General features: G+C 59.6%; 16 protein-coding genes. 5 read left to right on the top strand and 11 right to left on the bottom strand.

The genetic code is table 11. The features are described from left to right. Nucleotides 1-203: 203 nt before the first annotated feature. From P6U28_RS38410 to P6U28_RS38360, 11 genes are all read right to left on the bottom strand, one after another. Nucleotides 204-680 carry an Lrp/AsnC family transcriptional regulator gene (locus P6U28_RS38410; RefSeq protein WP_129146054.1) on the bottom strand — a complete coding sequence of 159 codons (477 nt, stop codon included), beginning with the start codon at nucleotides 678-680 and terminating at the stop codon, nucleotides 204-206. A 28-nt stretch (nucleotides 681-708) separates the two neighbouring features. After that, a complete protein-coding gene (npdG, locus tag P6U28_RS38405) occupies nucleotides 709-1,371 on the bottom strand; it encodes an NADPH-dependent F420 reductase (RefSeq protein ID WP_407123160.1) in 663 nt (220 codons plus the stop codon). 203 nt (nucleotides 1,372-1,574) lie between these two features. Then, complete coding sequence (locus P6U28_RS38400; RefSeq protein ID WP_129146053.1) at nucleotides 1,575-1,808, bottom strand: MoaD/ThiS family protein; 234 nt, start codon at nucleotides 1,806-1,808, stop codon at nucleotides 1,575-1,577. Beyond that, entirely contained in the window at nucleotides 1,805-4,078 is a 2,274-nt protein-coding gene (locus P6U28_RS38395) for a xanthine dehydrogenase family protein molybdopterin-binding subunit (RefSeq protein ID WP_407123159.1), read from the bottom strand. Before P6U28_RS38395 ends, P6U28_RS38400 begins: the two co-directional genes overlap by 4 nt. Then, complete coding sequence (locus P6U28_RS38390; RefSeq protein ID WP_407121005.1) at nucleotides 4,075-4,569, bottom strand: (2Fe-2S)-binding protein; 495 nt, start codon at nucleotides 4,567-4,569, stop codon at nucleotides 4,075-4,077. The genes P6U28_RS38395 and P6U28_RS38390 overlap by 4 nt, the downstream gene beginning before the upstream one ends. Continuing rightward, the gene (locus P6U28_RS38385; RefSeq protein ID WP_129146050.1) at nucleotides 4,566-5,441 is read right to left on the bottom strand and encodes a xanthine dehydrogenase family protein subunit M; all 876 of its coding nucleotides are present in this window, start codon (nucleotides 5,439-5,441) and stop codon (nucleotides 4,566-4,568) included. The genes P6U28_RS38390 and P6U28_RS38385 overlap by 4 nt, the downstream gene beginning before the upstream one ends. 6 nt (nucleotides 5,442-5,447) lie before the next feature. Further along, on the bottom strand, nucleotides 5,448-6,482 hold the full coding sequence (locus P6U28_RS38380; RefSeq protein ID WP_407121003.1) for an LLM class flavin-dependent oxidoreductase: 1,035 nt from the start codon (nucleotides 6,480-6,482) through the stop codon (nucleotides 5,448-5,450). A 62-nt stretch (nucleotides 6,483-6,544) separates the two neighbouring features. Then, nucleotides 6,545-6,865 carry a hypothetical protein gene (locus P6U28_RS38375; protein ID WP_407121001.1) on the bottom strand — a complete coding sequence of 107 codons (321 nt, stop codon included), beginning with the start codon at nucleotides 6,863-6,865 and terminating at the stop codon, nucleotides 6,545-6,547. After that, entirely contained in the window at nucleotides 6,847-8,430 is a 1,584-nt protein-coding gene (locus tag P6U28_RS38370) for a hydantoinase/oxoprolinase N-terminal domain-containing protein (protein WP_407120999.1), read from the bottom strand. The genes P6U28_RS38375 and P6U28_RS38370 overlap by 19 nt, the downstream gene beginning before the upstream one ends. Next, complete coding sequence (locus P6U28_RS38365) at nucleotides 8,427-9,503, bottom strand: DUF917 domain-containing protein (protein WP_407120997.1); 1,077 nt, start codon at nucleotides 9,501-9,503, stop codon at nucleotides 8,427-8,429. Before P6U28_RS38365 ends, P6U28_RS38370 begins: the two co-directional genes overlap by 4 nt. Nucleotides 9,504-9,546: 43 nt before the next feature. Next, nucleotides 9,547-10,347: an IclR family transcriptional regulator gene (locus P6U28_RS38360; RefSeq protein WP_407120995.1), complete on the bottom strand. Its 801-nt coding sequence runs from the start codon at nucleotides 10,345-10,347 to the stop codon at nucleotides 9,547-9,549. Nucleotides 10,348-10,470: 123 nt separating this feature from the next. Here P6U28_RS38360 and P6U28_RS38355 point away from each other — a divergent pair, with 123 nt between their 5' ends. The 5 genes from P6U28_RS38355 to P6U28_RS38335 are packed head-to-tail and all read left to right on the top strand — an operon-like array spanning nucleotide 10,471 to nucleotide 15,968. Then, entirely contained in the window at nucleotides 10,471-12,096 is a 1,626-nt protein-coding gene (locus P6U28_RS38355) for an ABC transporter substrate-binding protein (RefSeq protein ID WP_407120993.1), read from the top strand. A 36-nt stretch (nucleotides 12,097-12,132) separates the two neighbouring features. Then, nucleotides 12,133-13,149 (top strand): ABC transporter permease, encoded by a 1,017-nt coding sequence (locus P6U28_RS38350; protein ID WP_407120991.1) that lies wholly within the window; start codon nucleotides 12,133-12,135, stop codon nucleotides 13,147-13,149. Further along, complete coding sequence (locus tag P6U28_RS38345; protein ID WP_407120989.1) at nucleotides 13,149-14,036, top strand: ABC transporter permease; 888 nt, start codon at nucleotides 13,149-13,151, stop codon at nucleotides 14,034-14,036. The genes P6U28_RS38350 and P6U28_RS38345 overlap by 1 nt, the downstream gene beginning before the upstream one ends. Further along, the gene (locus tag P6U28_RS38340; protein ID WP_129146041.1) at nucleotides 14,033-15,007 is read left to right on the top strand and encodes an ABC transporter ATP-binding protein; all 975 of its coding nucleotides are present in this window, start codon (nucleotides 14,033-14,035) and stop codon (nucleotides 15,005-15,007) included. The genes P6U28_RS38345 and P6U28_RS38340 overlap by 4 nt, the downstream gene beginning before the upstream one ends. Then, entirely contained in the window at nucleotides 14,994-15,968 is a 975-nt protein-coding gene (locus tag P6U28_RS38335) for an ABC transporter ATP-binding protein (protein WP_407120987.1), read from the top strand. Before P6U28_RS38340 ends, P6U28_RS38335 begins: the two co-directional genes overlap by 14 nt. Nucleotides 15,969-16,456 lie beyond the last annotated feature (488 nt).

Below are 16,456 nucleotides of genomic sequence, written 5' to 3'. Positions count from 1 at the left end.
ATGTCTTGTTGTCTCTGGCGCGTGGGCATCTCTCCTCGAATACGATCTAGAGCCGTACCCGAAATCAGTTCGGTATCCTAACGCTTCTCCTTAAGCAGACTAGCTGGCATACCTCCTGGATAAGTCTTCGTTGGGATCCTGTAGGCGTGCTGACGAGCGCCACGTCCTGCCTTATTCCGGACCCCGCTTCGCAACCGGCAACGCTAGCCATGGAGCGCAGCCGGAGAAATTGACCGCTTTACGACAGTGCGCATTGCGAAGCTCGATTGCAGTCTTGCCACGCCTGGCAGGCGTGAGAGATGCTGTTTATGAATGCGTTCGTAATCCTCCATGTCGCGCGCCAGCACCGAAAGCCGATAATCGTCCGTACCGGACATCAAATGGCAGGCGACAACGTCGGGGCATTTCTGAATTTCGGCCTCGAAAACCCTGAGCGCGTCCTCGCTTTGGCGGTCGAGCGTGATGTGGACGATCACGGTCAGAGGAAACCCAAGCGAGTTTGCATCGATCTCGGCTGAGTAGCCTTTAATGACCCCGGCTTTCTCCATTTGCAGCACGCGCCTTGCGCAAGACGTTGCCGAGAGGCCGACCCGTTCGGCCAACGCCAGCTGACTTATTCGGGCATCCCGAATGAGCTCGCTTAGGATTTTACGGTCCAGAGGATCGAGGGCTGTGAGCATCGTTGCGAACGCCCGGGAGGTTTTCCATTCACGTCAGGCCGGAAATCGTGATGCCGGCACCCTTCACTTTGTATTTGCGGTTGATCGCGATCAGGACGGAGGTAAGAGCCTCGGCTGCGGCCGAGTTCGCGAGCGCACCGCCATCGATCCCGCGATTGCTCACCGCATCCGCCAGCAGCATCACCTCCTTGCGGGCCTCAGGATCATCGCTGAACACGAGGACGTCGCAGTCCGCCTTGCCTCCGTCATGGAGCTTCTGTGAGCCAACATTGTGAAACGCCCCGACCACCCGCGAGCTCGGATCAAGCTGCGACTGAGCGATCAGCGCGGCCGACCCGGCGCTCGGGAGTTGAACAACGGAGACCTTCGGCGGCACGAGCGGCACGACCGCGGTGACAACGATCTTGCCCTTGGCCGCGTCCTTGATCTCGGCCAAGCTTGTCTCATAGCTGGCGAAAGGCACGGCAACGACGACAATATCGCTCTTTGCCGCGGCGGCAACGTTGGTGTCGCCACTCACATTGGCGAACCCGTCGGATTTTAAGAGCGCGACTGCATCTTGAGCACGCTCAATCGAGCGCGATCCAAGAATGACGGAGTATCCGGCGCGACTCCAGCTGCGGGCAAGGCCGGATCCGAGATCTCCAGTGCCGCCGACGATTGACAAAGTCGGAAGGGGCGCGTTCGACATTTGGCTTACACTCCTTTGCTTGCGGCATGACGTCTGACGGTGAACACTCTGCTTGGCTTGAGCCATGTCGGACGGTATTTACACCAGGCCGAACACTCAACAGGTCAGTCGTACACCGCCACTTCACGTGAACGAAATAATTCAAAGACGGCTCGGTGGGGGGTCAACAATTCTCCGTTCCTGCCCGACCAAAGGAGTTCATGCTAGCCGCCTTCAAGATAGGGAAAGAAATTAAGTTCAGCTCCGTCTTTGACTTCGGCCGATAGCGGTACGACCATGTCACCGATCGAAGCCAGCCAGACCTCATGCTCGGCGCTCAAGGAGCCGATCACGTTGAGAATCGTCGCTCCGTCGGGGAGGTCAAGCTGAATGGATCCAACTCCGCCGGGCAAGAACCGGCGGAGATTTCCATGCATATTGACCTCGACGCGGATCATGGGTGCCGGGCTCGCATTGCGGCGGCAATTTTTTCAGCGGTCATCGGCAGCGAGTTCGGCCAGCAGCCGGTCGCCGCCGCGATCGCATTGCCGATAGCAGCCGGTGGCTCGATGCACGGTGGCTCGCCGACGCCCTTGGCACCGTAAGGACCGGCAGCGGAGCGGCATTCGACGATAATGCTCTCGATCTCCGGGACATCCATCGCCGTCGGCATCTTGTAATCGGTCAGGTTCGCATTCATGACGCGGCCATCCTGATAGACGATCTCTTCCGACAGCGCCTGGCCTATACCTTGCGCCACGCCACCCTCGATCTGGCCCTCGATATAGGTCGGATTGATCGCATATCCGACGTCCTGGGCCACGACATAACGATTGATCGTAACCTTGCCCGTGGCTTGATCGACTGAAAGATCGACGGCGTGGGCATGGTAGCTCGGCGTATTCCAGACGGGGAGCGGATGGTTCTTGACGCGTGCCGGATCATAGGGTGGCGCCGGCGAAATGGCCGTGCCATGCGCGATAAGGCCACCGCCGGCCAAACGCGAGATGCGGGCCAGCTCCGCGATCGAAATGGACTTGTTGCCTGCGACCACGTGCTTGTCCTGCAGCTTCATGTTCTCAATCGGTGCTTCTAGCTGCTTGGCTGCGAGCTCGAACATCTGCCGTCGCAGCTCTTTAGCCGCCGCAAGGCACGCGTTGCCGACAGAGAAGGTCGTGCGGCTGCCTTGAGCGCCGTAGTCGAACGGCGCGGCCTGAGTGTCCACCCCGGTGACGTTGATGTCCGTCAAGTCGAGAGACAGCTCCTCGGCCAGCACTTGAGCAGCTCCCGTGATCGCGCCGGTGCCGATTTCGACGGCGCCGCTGACGAGCGTCGCACTCCCATCGGGATTGATTTTGACATAGACCCCAGACGAGCCACCCGTCGTCATCCACCAGCTGCAGGCGATCCCCTTGCCGCGTCCTGGCTCGGGATTACGATCGTGCCAGCCGATCGCATCGGCTGCCTTGCGCAGACATTCCTCGATGCTCACGGAGGTGTGCGTCTCGCCCGAAGGACCGGGATCCCCCTCCTTGACGACGTTGCGCAGGCGCATTTCGAGAGGATCCAGGCCGAGATCCTTTGCGATCATGTCGATCTGGCTTTCCATCGCGAAATTCGCCATCGGCCCCGCCGGAGCACGGAAGGAGCCCGAATGGACTTTGTTCGTGTAGACAGCGATGCTTTCGAACGCGAGCGCTCCGGTCTTATAGGGACCGGCCATGACCTGAAGTGCGATTGCAGCCGTGCCGGGACCTGAGCCTGCATAAGCGCCACAATCCACGATGACGCGCCCGCTTCGGGCAAGAAGATGCCCTTCCTTGTCGACGGCAGTTTTGAGCAGAACGACGGAGGCCTGACGCGGAAGCGCGGCTGTGAGCTCCTCTTCACTCGTCGACATCACCTTGACCGGGCGGGCGGTCTTGCGCGCTAAGAGAGCTGCGAAGTGCTCGACACCAATCCTCAGCTTGCCGCCGAAGCCACCACCAATTCCTGGCACGGTCACGCGCACGCGCGCGGCCGGCAAATCGAGAATTTCGGCGAGTGTCGTTTGCGTGTCGAACGGCAATTGGGTGTTGCACCAGACCGTCACGATTCCGTTCGCGTCCCAATCCGCGGTCGCAACGCGCGGCTCGGTGTAGCCTGGATGCTGCAGCGAGGTCGTGAAACGATGCTCGTAGATCTTATGAGCTTTTGCGAAGGCTGCCTCGACATCGCCGACGTGAATACGGGCTTGGCCTGCGATGTTGTCCTTGCGCGAAATGATCGGAAGCGCCTTGTAGGTTTCCCAATCAGGATGGATGCGGATATCGCTTGTGAGCGCCTCCTCCGGATCGTACAGTGCCGGCAGATCCTGGTATTCAACCTTGATGGCTTCAATCGCGCGCTCGGCGATCTCGGAGGAGGTGGCAGCGACCGCGGCGACTGCATGTCCCATGAACAGGACACGATCGGTTGCGAACACGGTCGTGTCGCGCACCGCAGTTCCATAGCGGACCTGCGGGATATCAGCGGCGGTGATGATCCCGCGCACGCCGGCGATCGCAGCCGCGCGAGAGACGTCGATGTTCTTGATCAGAGCGTGCGCGCGAGCACTGCGTAGGATCTTGCCGTAGAGCATACCGGGCAGCTTGAAATCCGCAGCATAAACGTGCTTTCCGGTAACTTTGCCGACGCCATCCCGCCGGGGCAGGCGGTGACCGGCAACGCGATGGGTTTGAGCGTTCATTGCTTGGCTCCCGAAAGTGCGATGCGGTCTGCCGCGGTTTCCACGGCATCGATGATCTTGCGATAGCCGGTGCAGCGGCACAGGGTTCCTGCGATGGCTTCCCTGATCTCCTCGCGCGAGGGGCGGCAGCCCGGATGTTCGTCCAGGAATGACTTTGCCGTCAGGATCATTCCCGGGATGCAGTAGCCGCACTGAACGGCGCCGCATTCGATGAACGCTTCCTGAAGGGGATGCAGATTCTCGGGATCGCCGATCCCCTCGATCGTGGTGATCGAGCATCCCTCAGCCTGGCCCGCAAGCAGGATGCAGGAATTGACGGCCCCTCCATCAAGCAGCACCGTGCAGACGCCGCACTCTGCTTCCAGGCAGTTCTCCTTGGTGCCCATCATGCCGATCTCGTTGCGCAGGACCTGCAGCAGCGTCCAATGGGGCTCGATGAGCAGCTGATGGCTCTCGCCATTGACAACGATATTGAGAATTTTCCGGTTCATTGATCCTGTTCCCGAATTCGTTGCAAACACGTCTCAAGCGCGCGCTCGACCATCACCGCGACAAGGGCACGGCGGTAGCCGGCCGAGGCGCGGACATCGGAGATCGGACTGGACGCCTCCGCAGCGAGCCTGCCTGCCTCCGCAAAATTTTCCTTGCTGGCGGACTGGCCAAGGAGATAGCTCTCCGCCTGTTCGGGACGGAATGCCTTTGGACTTGCGGCCCCGATGGCGAGGCGCACGGAAGCGCAGCGCGAGGTGGAAGCCTCCAGCGTCAAACAAGCAGCAACACAAACCACCGATATTTCCATGGCGCGCCGGCGACCTTCCTTCAGGAAGGCGGTTGCGGATCTGGCTGGAAGCTTGGCAAACCGGATATTGGTCACGATCTCGGCGGGCAAGAGAGCTGTCTTTCCCGGACCGACGATGAAGTTGAGCAACGGGGAAGAGCGTTGTCCATTGGGACCTGCCATGTCGACACTGGCATCGAGCGCGAGCAGCGGCGGCACAAAATCGGCGGCAGGCGACGCATTGACGATGTTGCCGCCGATGGTCGCGATGTTTCGTACCTGATGGCCACCGACCACGCTGGCGGCCTCTTGCAGCGCCCGCAGGTTAACCCGAAACGCAGGATGCGTTTCGATCGCGCGGTACCTCGTCAGCGCCCCAAGAGTGAACGCGTCGGCAGTCTCGGTGATTTCGCTCATGCCGGGCAGGCACGCGACATCGATCAGATGGACCGGATCGATCTTCTTCCGATTGATCTGGATGACTGTATCGGTTCCGCCGGCAACATAGCGTGCCGTGGGCGCAAACCGTTGAGCAAGGTCGATAGCTTCGGTGACGCTGGCTGGACGATGCAGATCAAAGCTCATGACTTGCTACCCTCCCTTCGCCTGGGCAACAGCAGGCCAGACTTGGGAGCCCATCGTCGCGATCGTCTCCTCGATCGTACCTCCTTCAGGCGCGAAGGGCATGATGATGATCCCGTCGACGCCGGCCTGGCGCAGCTCGATCACGCGCGCGGTCACCTCCTCGACATTGCCGGCCAGAGTGAAGGCATTGATATGGCGATCGGTCACATATGGCAGCAGAGGAAGATAAGGCGTCACGCCAGCGGCGTAATGGGCGCCCTGAACCGAGGCGAGTATATCCTCCCGCAAGGTCAGCCCCTGCTCTTCGGCCGTTTCGAATTTGAGACGCCCCGCACCGAGCAATCTTGCAACCGTCGGCCGCAGCGCGTCGCGGGCGGCCTGACCGTCTGGGGCAACACAGGCGTTGAGGCGGACGATCAGCCTGACGGACTTGGCATCGCGACCTGCCTTCTTCGCTCCATCATCCAGTCTCGCACGGAACGCCTTGACTTCCGGAGCATTGCCGCCTGCCTCCATGAACGCAGCGTCGGCGCAAGCGCCTGCCGTCCGTTGGCCGAGCGGACCGTTGCTGGCCACATAGATTGGGATATCAGCGCGAACAGGAGTGAAGTTCAGCTTGCCCTCCTTGAACTGAATGACCTCTCCCTCGTAGGTGACGGTCTCGCCACGCAGGAGCATCCGGATCACCTCGATCGCTTCGCTGATAGCGCGCGCCGGCTTCTTCCGATCGATGCCAAGCTCAGCGAAGCCGGAAATACCGGCGCCGAGGCCGAGAATTGCGCGCTTGTTGGAAATCTCGTCGAGTGTCGCAATCGCCATGGCCGTCAGTGCAGGATGTCTGGCGTAGGGATCTGTCACGCAAGGTCCGAGCCTGACCCGAGACGTATTTTGCGCGAAATATCCCAGGCACGAATAGACCTCCCGATAGAACCGTTCATCGGCAAGCCAGACCGTGTCGTATCCGCTCGCTTCGGCGAGCTTGACGCGATCAAGCATCTTGACCATGGGCGCGTTGCCGAGAATCAGCAGGTCGAGGGTCATCTTGTTGGTGTCCTGTTTGCGCTTACGTCTTGGATCAGGCAGAGCTCAACGCGAAGAAGGGATCATTCTATCTCGTCGCTGACGAAATAGATGTTCTTCGAGCGATCGAGAAACTTGCCATAAAGCTCTTCTCGCAGTGCAACACCAGCCGGTGAGGCAAGGTCCTTGTCGTGTTGCTCCAGGCTCTTGACTTCGATCCTTTCGATATATTGCCACGTTGAGTTTTCGGCGCCCTGGATGGGGCGGCGAATGCGATGAACCTTGTAGCTCAAGTAATTGTCGAGGCTACGCACGAGAGCGTAGTCGCGCTCGCGCACCCAAGCCTCATATTCCGCCGGGTCGACCCCTTCCTTGAGCGTGCTAATCAGGAAACGGACTGGCATGTGACTTTCTCCTTGGCTGTTTGCCCCATTCGGGTTGATCGAATATTGCCGACCACTTTGACACGCACGCGCATGGCATTTCCGGGCAGATAGGCGATCGGCGTATCCTCCGCCTCGACCAGCGCGAGCGATTCTGAATCCGCGCCGGCCTCCACTGCCCGGGATTCGGCAAGCTTGCGTGCTGAAGTAACCGCCTCGTCTCGCGTCAGGCCCTGAAACACCTGGTCGACTTCACCACTGACCTGGGCAATGGCTGCGCCAACAGCATTCGCGCAACCACCATGCTGAACCCGAACGACACGCCCGACGCCCTGCAATTCTTCCGGAACAAGAAACGCGCCGCCACCGACAGCAATCAGCGTGATGTCTGAAGCGCTTGTCTTCATCCGGTCGACGTTCTCTTCCAGCATCTGCTTGCAGCGGCGCAGAATCCTTTTCACGTCATCGGCAGCGATGTGTGCCACACGCTTGCGATCGCCGAGTTCGATCAGCCCGGCGGCAACGCCGATGTCCGTCGCCGTCACGCTATTGCCGCCAAACACCAGCGCTTCCGTGGACAGGCGATACCCAACGCTAAGCGGCCCGATGGTTGCCGCTTCAAGGTCGATATGGCTGCCGCCACCTAGTCCGATCGAAACGAGATCCGGCATACGGAACAGGGTCCTGACGCCTCCAATATGAACGACCGCGTTGGCTTCACGGGGAAAGCCATTTCTCAAGTAGCCAAAGTCCGCCGTCGTGCCGCCGACGTCGACCACCACCGCATCCTTGAGCCCCGAAAGATAGGCCGCACCGCGCATTGAGTTGGTCGCACCGGAAGCAAAGCTGAACACCGGGTAGGTAGCGGCACGCGAGGCCTCCGCGACCGTGCCGTCGTTTTGCGTGACAAAAAGCGGCGCGTTCAGCCCGACTTTTGACTTGGCATGCTCAAAGGCCGTGATGGTCTCCCGCGCAAGCGCAATGAGAGATGCATTGAGAATTGCCGCGTTCTCACGTTCGAGCAATCCGATCCCGCCGAGCAAATGTGCGCAGGTCACCGACACATCGGGGATTTCTTCGCGCAGGATGGCGGCGACCGCTTCTTCGTCGGACGGATCAAGCGGAGAGAACAGTGCGTTGACCACGACGTATTTGAGGCCGAGATTGCGTATTTCGCGCGCAATTCTTCTGGCTCCGGCAGTATCCAGAGGGGCGAACCTGCGCCCGTCGTAGTCATGGCCGCCTTCGATTTGAAAGACCCCGCCATTGGCGAGCTCAGCGAGGCCAGCCGGCCAATCGGTGAAGGGCGGCAAGGAGCTCGTGGCGGGGAGCGCGACCCGGATCACCGCCACTTTTGTCAGATCACGGCGCTGAACGACCGCATTGATGAAGTGGGTCGTGCCGATCATCAGCGCGTCGAGACCGCTCCCATGCTCGGCACTCAGATCGAGTGCCTCGATGGCCGCAGCCACACCACTGGTGACGTCGGCCGTGGTCGCGACCTTCACGCCCTGCACGACCTTTCCGCCGTCGATCAGCACGGCATCCGTATTGGTGCCACCTACGTCAATCCCAATGCGTCTCATGAGCAGAATACCGACTTGAAATCGATGTCATAACCAAAGGCGCGGGGGCCGACATGGTCGAGTCCGCGCGGCGAGAGGAAGACTGGAGCCGCCGGCAGCGCGATCACCGTCGTCCGCTGCCCGTAACGAATGGTTTCCGTTCCGATCGCTTCCCCGGATTCGCTGTCGAGAACGCAAATAAGGTCCGGCGTCGAGACGAGCGCCTGCCCATCACGCCACACGACGATCCACTCATTCTGGAAGTCGATCCGGATCCGGCTGCCGTGGTCATCGCCAAGCCCCTCCACGAATGTGCGGCCGCGCAGGAAGCCCTCCGTTGTCCGCCGCTCGACTTCAACGACCTTGCCGGAGAACAGGAACTTGCCGGATTCCGCCTTCAGAATGGCCGCAATCGGGTCGGCGTGTTGCCGGTTGGCCTCAGCAACCGCCCGTCCGAGATTAATGGCCTTGGATGTGGTATGGGGAATGGCCCACTTTTTCACCTCAGCACCGGTGCGCGGCGCCTTGCAGGTCGCAACGATGGATCCGAACTCAGTGCAAAGCTTTCGGCTCACGCGCTCCATCCATTTCCAGGAGGAGGTTTTGCCAACGATGGCCTCATTACCGCGCGGGTCTACTGAGGTCAGCGGATAAGGAGCGAGATTGCCCACTGCAAAGCTTGTCATTTGCGCTTCGGGATAGGCCCGGCCCATCGCATCGGCGTCGACAACTGGAATTTTCAGGTGAACGGCAGCAAGCAAGGACTGCATGCCATTGCCGCCGCCGATCTCGACCGCCATCACCGCCCTGAACTTGCGGCCAAGATGCTCCTCCATGGCCGAAACGGCGCGAGCGATTAGCGTGCTGTCGACCAGACGTTCCTGGAAGACAAGCGGCGCGCCCATGATGGAGACAACCGCGATCGCATCATCATCGTCCAGCTCGTCGGGATCGATCAGATCGACGCGAACGCCCGCATCGTAGAAACGTCGCAAATTCAAGAGCGCGTGATACGGACTCCCGCCCCCGCCTGTTCCGAGAATCCAGGCACCGACCGAGAGCGCCTCGATATCCTCTGGACTCAATTGCCTCATCTATATCCTCCAAGCCGCATCGATTGCGGCGATAAAAAACCGATCAAGCAGCAACCGGACCGCCGCCTCCGTCAAGCGCGCGCTGCGCCCGCTGCAAGAGAAACTGATCGCCGAAGCGGTGCGCTATGCGCTGAGCGGCAGTTGTAAGCAGCGTGATCGCGCGATTCCTCTCCTCATCGCTCATGTGCGAGGCTGGATAAGAAATACAGAACCCCACGGTCTCGCGGATTTCTGGATCGGAGACGCTCACTGAGATTGAGCCGACCCCGGGGATCGCCTCATCGAGGGCCTCGGCCCAGCCGAACCGGCGCGGCCGATCCAGCGCCGCCACCAGCTCGTCGACATTTTGAGGCGCGCGCGGCGAAGGCGGAGTGACACCTTCAGCATGAAGCGAGCGCACCACACTATCCGGAAAGCGCGAGAGCAGACTGCGTCCAATCGCAGTCGCAAAGGCAGGAGCACGCTGACCCAGCGGCGTGAAGACACGCAAGGCGTGGGAGCCCTGATGCATGCGGATGACCAGAACATCCGCACCATCAAGGATCGAGACATAACCGGTGTGCCCGGTCTCTCGAGTGATCTCCTTTACGGCCTCATCGACGGCGTCAATCAGGGAAGAGTTCAGCTTGTAGAGGCGCGAAATCTCGAAAAGCAGATTTCCAACCTTATAGCGCGGCGGATTTTCCGAGCGCGACAGCAGCCCCTCAAGCAGCATCGTCTTCAGCAGCCGAGATGCCGAACTTTTAGGCATATTCAAAAGCTGCGAGACATCTGTCACCGAGACTTCGAGCCTGCCCGGCCCGAAAAGTCTAAGGATTTGCGCTGCGTTTTCTATCGAGCCCACTTTTTAATCACCTAGTTTCGTATATTGAAACTGAGTTGACAATAACAGAACGATGACAATAATGCAAGCCATCGCGCACCGGATGACCGGCAAATCTTCGCGTAAGGTCAGGAGGGGAATGAGATGACAAGCGATACACGCCGTCGGGATTTCTTGAAGTTTGCCGCAACGAGCGTCGCGGCCCTTACATTCACGAGCACAGCTCGCTTGGCTGCCGCTCAGGAAAAGCGAACCCTGACAGTCGCCTGGGATGCCGATATCGACACGCTCGATCCGGCATCCTTCAAGACGTCGGCCGGCTACACCGTGCAGGCCAACGTTTACGACAGCCCGCTGATGTGGAAGGTGCAGCCGGTCGAAGGAAAGCCGGGGGTGTCGCAAGCAAAGCCTGGCGAGATCGAGGGTGGCATCGCCCAGTCCTGGTCCTTTGAAAATGGCGACGCCACGCTGGTGCTGAACATCCGCAAAGGCTTGAAATTACCGAGCGGCCGCGACGTCAACGCCACGACCCTGAAGTATCTCCTCGACCGCGGGCTGCAGTCGCCCGGTTATATGCGCCTCCTGTTTCCGCGCCTTCTCGGGGTAACCAAGCCCGAGCAATTCAAGGTGCGCGACAACTTCACGATCGAAATCAACATGCCCTCGCCAAGCCCGATGGCGCTGGACATGATGGCGCTTATGAACAACGCGCTGCTTGATCCGGAAGAGGTCAAGGCGAATGCGACCGCCGATGATCCCTGGGCCGCCAACTGGTTGAAGCGAAACACAGCCGGTCTCGGGCCGTACCAGCTGGTGAAGAACCAGCCAGGCGTCGAGGTCGTGTTGGAAGCGCAGGCCGATCACTGGCGTGGTCGCCCCTATTTCGATCGGGTCGTCCTCAAATATGTGCCGAACGAAGCTGACCGCGTGCTGCTGCTCAAGCGCAAGGCCATCGACATGGTGGTCGGCAGATCAACGCTATCTCCGCGCAATGTGAAGAGTCTCGAGGCGGAGCCAGGTTTGAAGACCGTCTCCGTGCCGGACACCCTGTGTCACTGGCTTTGCATGAACACGCAGAAGGCGCCGCTTAACAATGTCAAAGTGCGCCAGGCCATCAACTACGCCATCCCGGTGCAAGCCATCATACCGAGCGTGCTGTATGGTTTTGGCACCGAGATGAAGAGCCCTGTGCCGAGTTTGACACCCGGTTACGACAGCACGATCAGCCCCTACAAGTACAACATCGCAAAGGCCAAGGAGTTGATGCGCGAAGCGGGCTTCGGCAATGAGCCTATTCCGATCGATCTTGCGGTACGCGCTGGATGGCAGCCGCACGAGCAGGCCTCGGTCTGGCTTCAGACTGAGCTGGAGAAGATCGGCTTCAAGGTGAACATCGTCAAGGAAACCGAAGCCACCTTCCGCCAGATCGCAACCAAGGGCGATCACCAGCTTTCGATCGAGTCTTGGCAGTCGTGGATCAACGATCCCTTCTATCACCTGTTCTTCAACTTCCACAGCACAGCGAAAGGCACCAACACCTCATTCTATTCCAATCCGGAAGTCGACAAGCTGATCGATGAGAACATGCATGAAACCGACACCAGCAAGCGTCTTGCCGCGGCAAAACGCCTGCAGGAGATCATTATCGGCGACGCCGTCTGGGGGCATCTCTGGTACGAGAACTGGACCCGCGTCATGCGATCCGACCTCATTGGTATTGAGAAGCGTTGGGATAGTTATGAGCGCTTTTTCAGCATGAAGCTCGCCTGAGCACGTCGTCTTCGTCTCAATAGAGAGAGCGCTTCAATGGGTTTCTTCAATTATGTCATGCGACGGTTTGCGCTGGCTCTGCCGACCTTGTTCGGCGTTAGCGTGATCTGCTTCACTCTCACCTACCTGCTCCCTGGCAATCCGGCCATGGTCAAGGCGGGCCCGTTCGCCACGCCCGAACATCTCGCTGAAATGGAGCACCAAATGGGCCTGGATCGCCCGTTCCCGGAGCAATACTACCGCTACGTATCCGGCATCTTCAAAGGTGATCTTGGTGAGAGTGCCTCGACGGGACGGCCGGTTTCGCAGGACTTTCTTCAGCGCCTGCCCGCCACTCTCGAGCTCAATCTTGCGAGCCTTCTCATCGCGATCGTGATCGGACTGCCGCTTGGGGTCCTTTCTGCGGTGCATCGCGACACATTGATCGACCATATCGGACGCGTGGTCGGCATCATGGGTGTCGCAATGCCGAGTTTTCTGACCGGGCTCCTGTTCGTTTACGTCTTCTTCTACATGCTCAACCTGGCCCCCTCACCGCTGGGTCGCCTGGGATCCGGCATAGAACCTCCCGCACATATAACAGGGCTTTATGTGATCGACTCCCTGCTTACCGGCAACTGGACCACCTTACGATCAAGTCTGAATCAGCTCATGCTGCCTACAGCGACCCTCGGGCTTAGCGCAATCGCGCCAGTTGCGCGCATGGTGCGATCCACCATGCTTGAGATCCTCGAGTCCGATTACATCAAGGCGGCGTGGGCGGCCGGATTGCCGCGAAGAACGGTGATCTATCGGGACGCGCTGCGAAATGCGCTGATACCCGTCATCACGATTTCCGGAATTGTTTTTGGATTTCTAATGGCCGGGAATGCGGTCGTCGAAAGCGTGTTCTCATGGCCTGGTATCGGCAATTACGCGGTGACCGCATTGCTTACGAAGGACTCGGCTCCGATCCAGTCTTTCATCCTCTTCGTCGCAGTGACGTGTGTCACGGTCAATTTGGCGGTCGATATTGCGTACGGTCTCGTTGATCCCCGGATTAGGTTCAGCTGATGTCCTCATCATTGTCTATCTCCTCTTCGATTTCGCAACCAGCGGCTTCATCACTGGTGTGGCAGCGGCTTCAGCGCAATCCCGTCTCCTTTGCCGCACTGTGCGTGATCGTGCTGATCGCGGCGGCGGCGATATCGGCGCCGATCGTGGCGCCCTACGCGCCCGACGCCACCGACCCCGCAGCCTCTTTGCAGCCGCCTTCCTGGCATCATGCGCTCGGCACTGACGAGTTCGGCCGCGATCAACTCTCGCGGATCATTTTTGCCGCACGTGTCGACCTCCTGGTTGCCTTTGCGGCAACGTTTGTTGCCGTTTCGATCGGAGGGTTGCTTGGAGCGGTCGTCGGCTACAGCCGGGGGTGGACTGATACGATCGCGATGCGCATCGTCGATGCTCTGATGGCCTTCCCGGCCTTTGTACTGGCTATGGGCATTACGGCGGGGCTTGGCAATTCCACCACCAATGTCGCAATTGCTATCTCGATCACGCAAATCCCGGCCTACCTACGGCTGACCCGTGGAGAGATGCTTCGGCTCCGCGAGATGGAATATGCCGATGCTGCTCGCACGCTCGGCAATCCGACCTGGAGGATCGTGTTGATTCACCTGCTGCCGAACTGTCTTCCGCCGCTGATTGTGCAGGCCACGCTTTCGACGGGTTTTGCCCTTCTGACGATGGCCTCGCTATCCTTCATTGGACTTGGAATTCAGCCGCCACAGAGCGAATGGGGCGTGATGACCGCGGAAGGTGCCTCACAGATCGTTACCGGAGAATGGTGGCTGTTCCTGTTTCCTGGCCTTGCGATCATGACCTCCGTTCTCGCATTCAACCTTATCGGCGACGGATTGCGTGATTTGCTGGACCCGCGCATGAGGGGTTTGAGATGACCGAGCTGCTTGAGATCTCTGATTTGACCGTGCATTTTGAGATCAACCAGGGCGCTATCGAAGCAGTCGACCACATCAACCTGACGATCCGTCGGGGCGAGGTTCTCGGGCTGGTTGGCGAGTCCGGGTCGGGAAAGTCGGTCACGTCTTTTGCCATTCTGCGCCTGATCCGTCCGCCAGGGCGTGTCTCCGGCAGCGTTCACTTTGACGGCGTAGACCTTGGCAGGCTTTCTGAGGAAGAGATGCGGCGCATGCGCGGCGCAAAGATCGCGATGGTATCGCAGACGCCGCGAACCGCGCTCAACCCGCTCCTGACTGTTGGAAAGCAGATTTCACGCTTGCTGATGGTCCACGCCGGCTTGTCGCCACGAGAGGCCGACAAGAAAATGCTGGAGATGCTGCGCCTTGTCCGCATTCCGGCGCCCGAAAAGAGAGCCAAGCAATACCCGCATCAGCTCTCGGGAGGAATGTGTCAGCGGATCATGATCGCTATGGCGCTTGCAACCTCCCCTCAGCTCCTGCTCGCGGACGAGCCAACGACCGGGCTCGACGTTTCGATCGCGGCCAAGATTCTTGATCTGCTGCGCGAATTGAGCGCGAAAACAGGTGCGGCGATCATGCTCGTCACGCACGATCTTGGCGTCGTTGCTGAGATCTGCGATCGCGTCGCCGTTATGCATGCCGGCCAGGTGGTTGAATGCGCGCCCGTGCGGGAGCTGTTTCATAATCCGGCCCATCCCTACACGAAGGCGCTCGTCCGATCGATACCGAGGGTCGATCGAGACGTCGTTCTAGAGCCCATACCAGGGTCGGTTCCGTCCCTGGTCAACCCGCCGAGCGGGTGCCGTTACGCAGGACGCTGTGAGTGGGTGATGGATCGCTGTCGTGTCGCACGCCCTACGATGATCGAGGCCGGCCCCGGCCATGTTGTAGCATGTTATGGATTCGAGGAACGCCGTGGCACTTGTTGAGATACGTGATCTGCAGATGCATTTTCCGCTCGGCGGGGTGGCCGGCACTCTCGCGCGCCTGCGCGGTCAGGAACAGCCTGTCGTGCGGGCGGTCGATTCAGTCTCCTTCGATATAGAAGCCGGCGAGACGGTTGGATTGGTTGGCGAATCCGGCTGCGGAAAATCGACCGTCGCGCGTTGCTTGGTTCGGCTAGTCGAGCCGACGGCGGGATCCGTCCGCTATGATGGCACGGACATAGCGAGGCTTGATGCCCATGCCATGAAGCCTTTGCGCCGCGATATCCAGATGGTGTTTCAGGATCCTACTGCCTCGCTCAATCCTAGACTATCGGTGAGACGGATGGTGGAGGAGGCGCTCACGCTGCATACCAAGCTTCCGGCGAAGGAGCGGCGCGACCGCGTCGAGGAGCTCATGCAGGAGGTGGGGCTCGGCCGCGATCTGTTGGACCGGTATCCGCACGAGCTTTCGGGCGGTCAACGCCAGCGCGTCAATATAGCCAGGGCGATTGCAACGAATCCCCGCTTCGTTGTTCTTGACGAGCCAACCTCCGCACTGGACGTATCGCTACGCTCGCGGGCAATTCTCCTGTTGGAGAAACTGCGCGAGCAACTCGGGTTGTCTTACCTGTTCATTTCACACGATCTGGCCACTGTGAAGTACCTGGCGAGCCGCGTTGCGGTGATGTATCTCGGCAGCATAGTGGAGATGTCGGGCACCAAGGATCTGTTTGCAAAGCCCTTGCATCCCTACTCGCGCGCTTTGCTAGCGGCCGTTCCAGTTCCGGATCCCGACGCAAAGCGTGACGATTTCGCTTTGTCGGGCGAAATTCCAAGCCCTATCGATATCGCGCCTGGATGCAGGCTGAGAGGTCGCTGTCCGTTGGCCAAACCTGTATGCGCGGAAAGACCGCCTTTGAAGGAGGTTGCGCCCGGCCGGTTCGTGGCCTGTCACCTGGTCTGATAAGGACGTCTATAAATGTTAGAGCCGCGGTGCTGAGGAGCTCGAGTTCAAGATGGCTGTTGTCCGGTTTGTTTTTGCGACATTGAAGCCTTGAGGTCAGCGCAGTTGACTATGAACGATTCGAACGCGACGTGGAATATGTGTTTGCTTCGAAGTTGAAGTCGATCGTGAGCTATCGCACGCATCGAATCACCGAAACGACCTCTCCTGTGGCCCGCGGGACTATATTGAGCGTAGACCGATCGTGCGGTCTGCGAGGCTGAACTCGCCGTCGCCGGCAAGGAACGGATCGACGACAATTACGAGAAGTATCTGGATAAATCGAAGACGGTATCGGTCTGGTCGGAACGTATCGAGCCGTGACACCCGCGACGAGGCGCTTGGTCTGGATGCGTCTGCTTCGGATCTTCTCGTTCTGATGCACCTACGCCCTGATCATCTGCGCAGGTTCTGAGGAAGAGCCCGGGGGATGCTTCACGTAGATTCAA

Origin of the sequence: Bradyrhizobium sp. STM 3561, assembly GCF_045571455.1 — a bacterium.
GTDB classification, from domain to species: domain Bacteria; phylum Pseudomonadota; class Alphaproteobacteria; order Rhizobiales; family Xanthobacteraceae; genus Bradyrhizobium; species Bradyrhizobium vignae.
The sequence above is the reverse complement of the archived record's forward strand: the minus strand, read 5'-3'. Positions and strand labels throughout refer to the sequence as shown.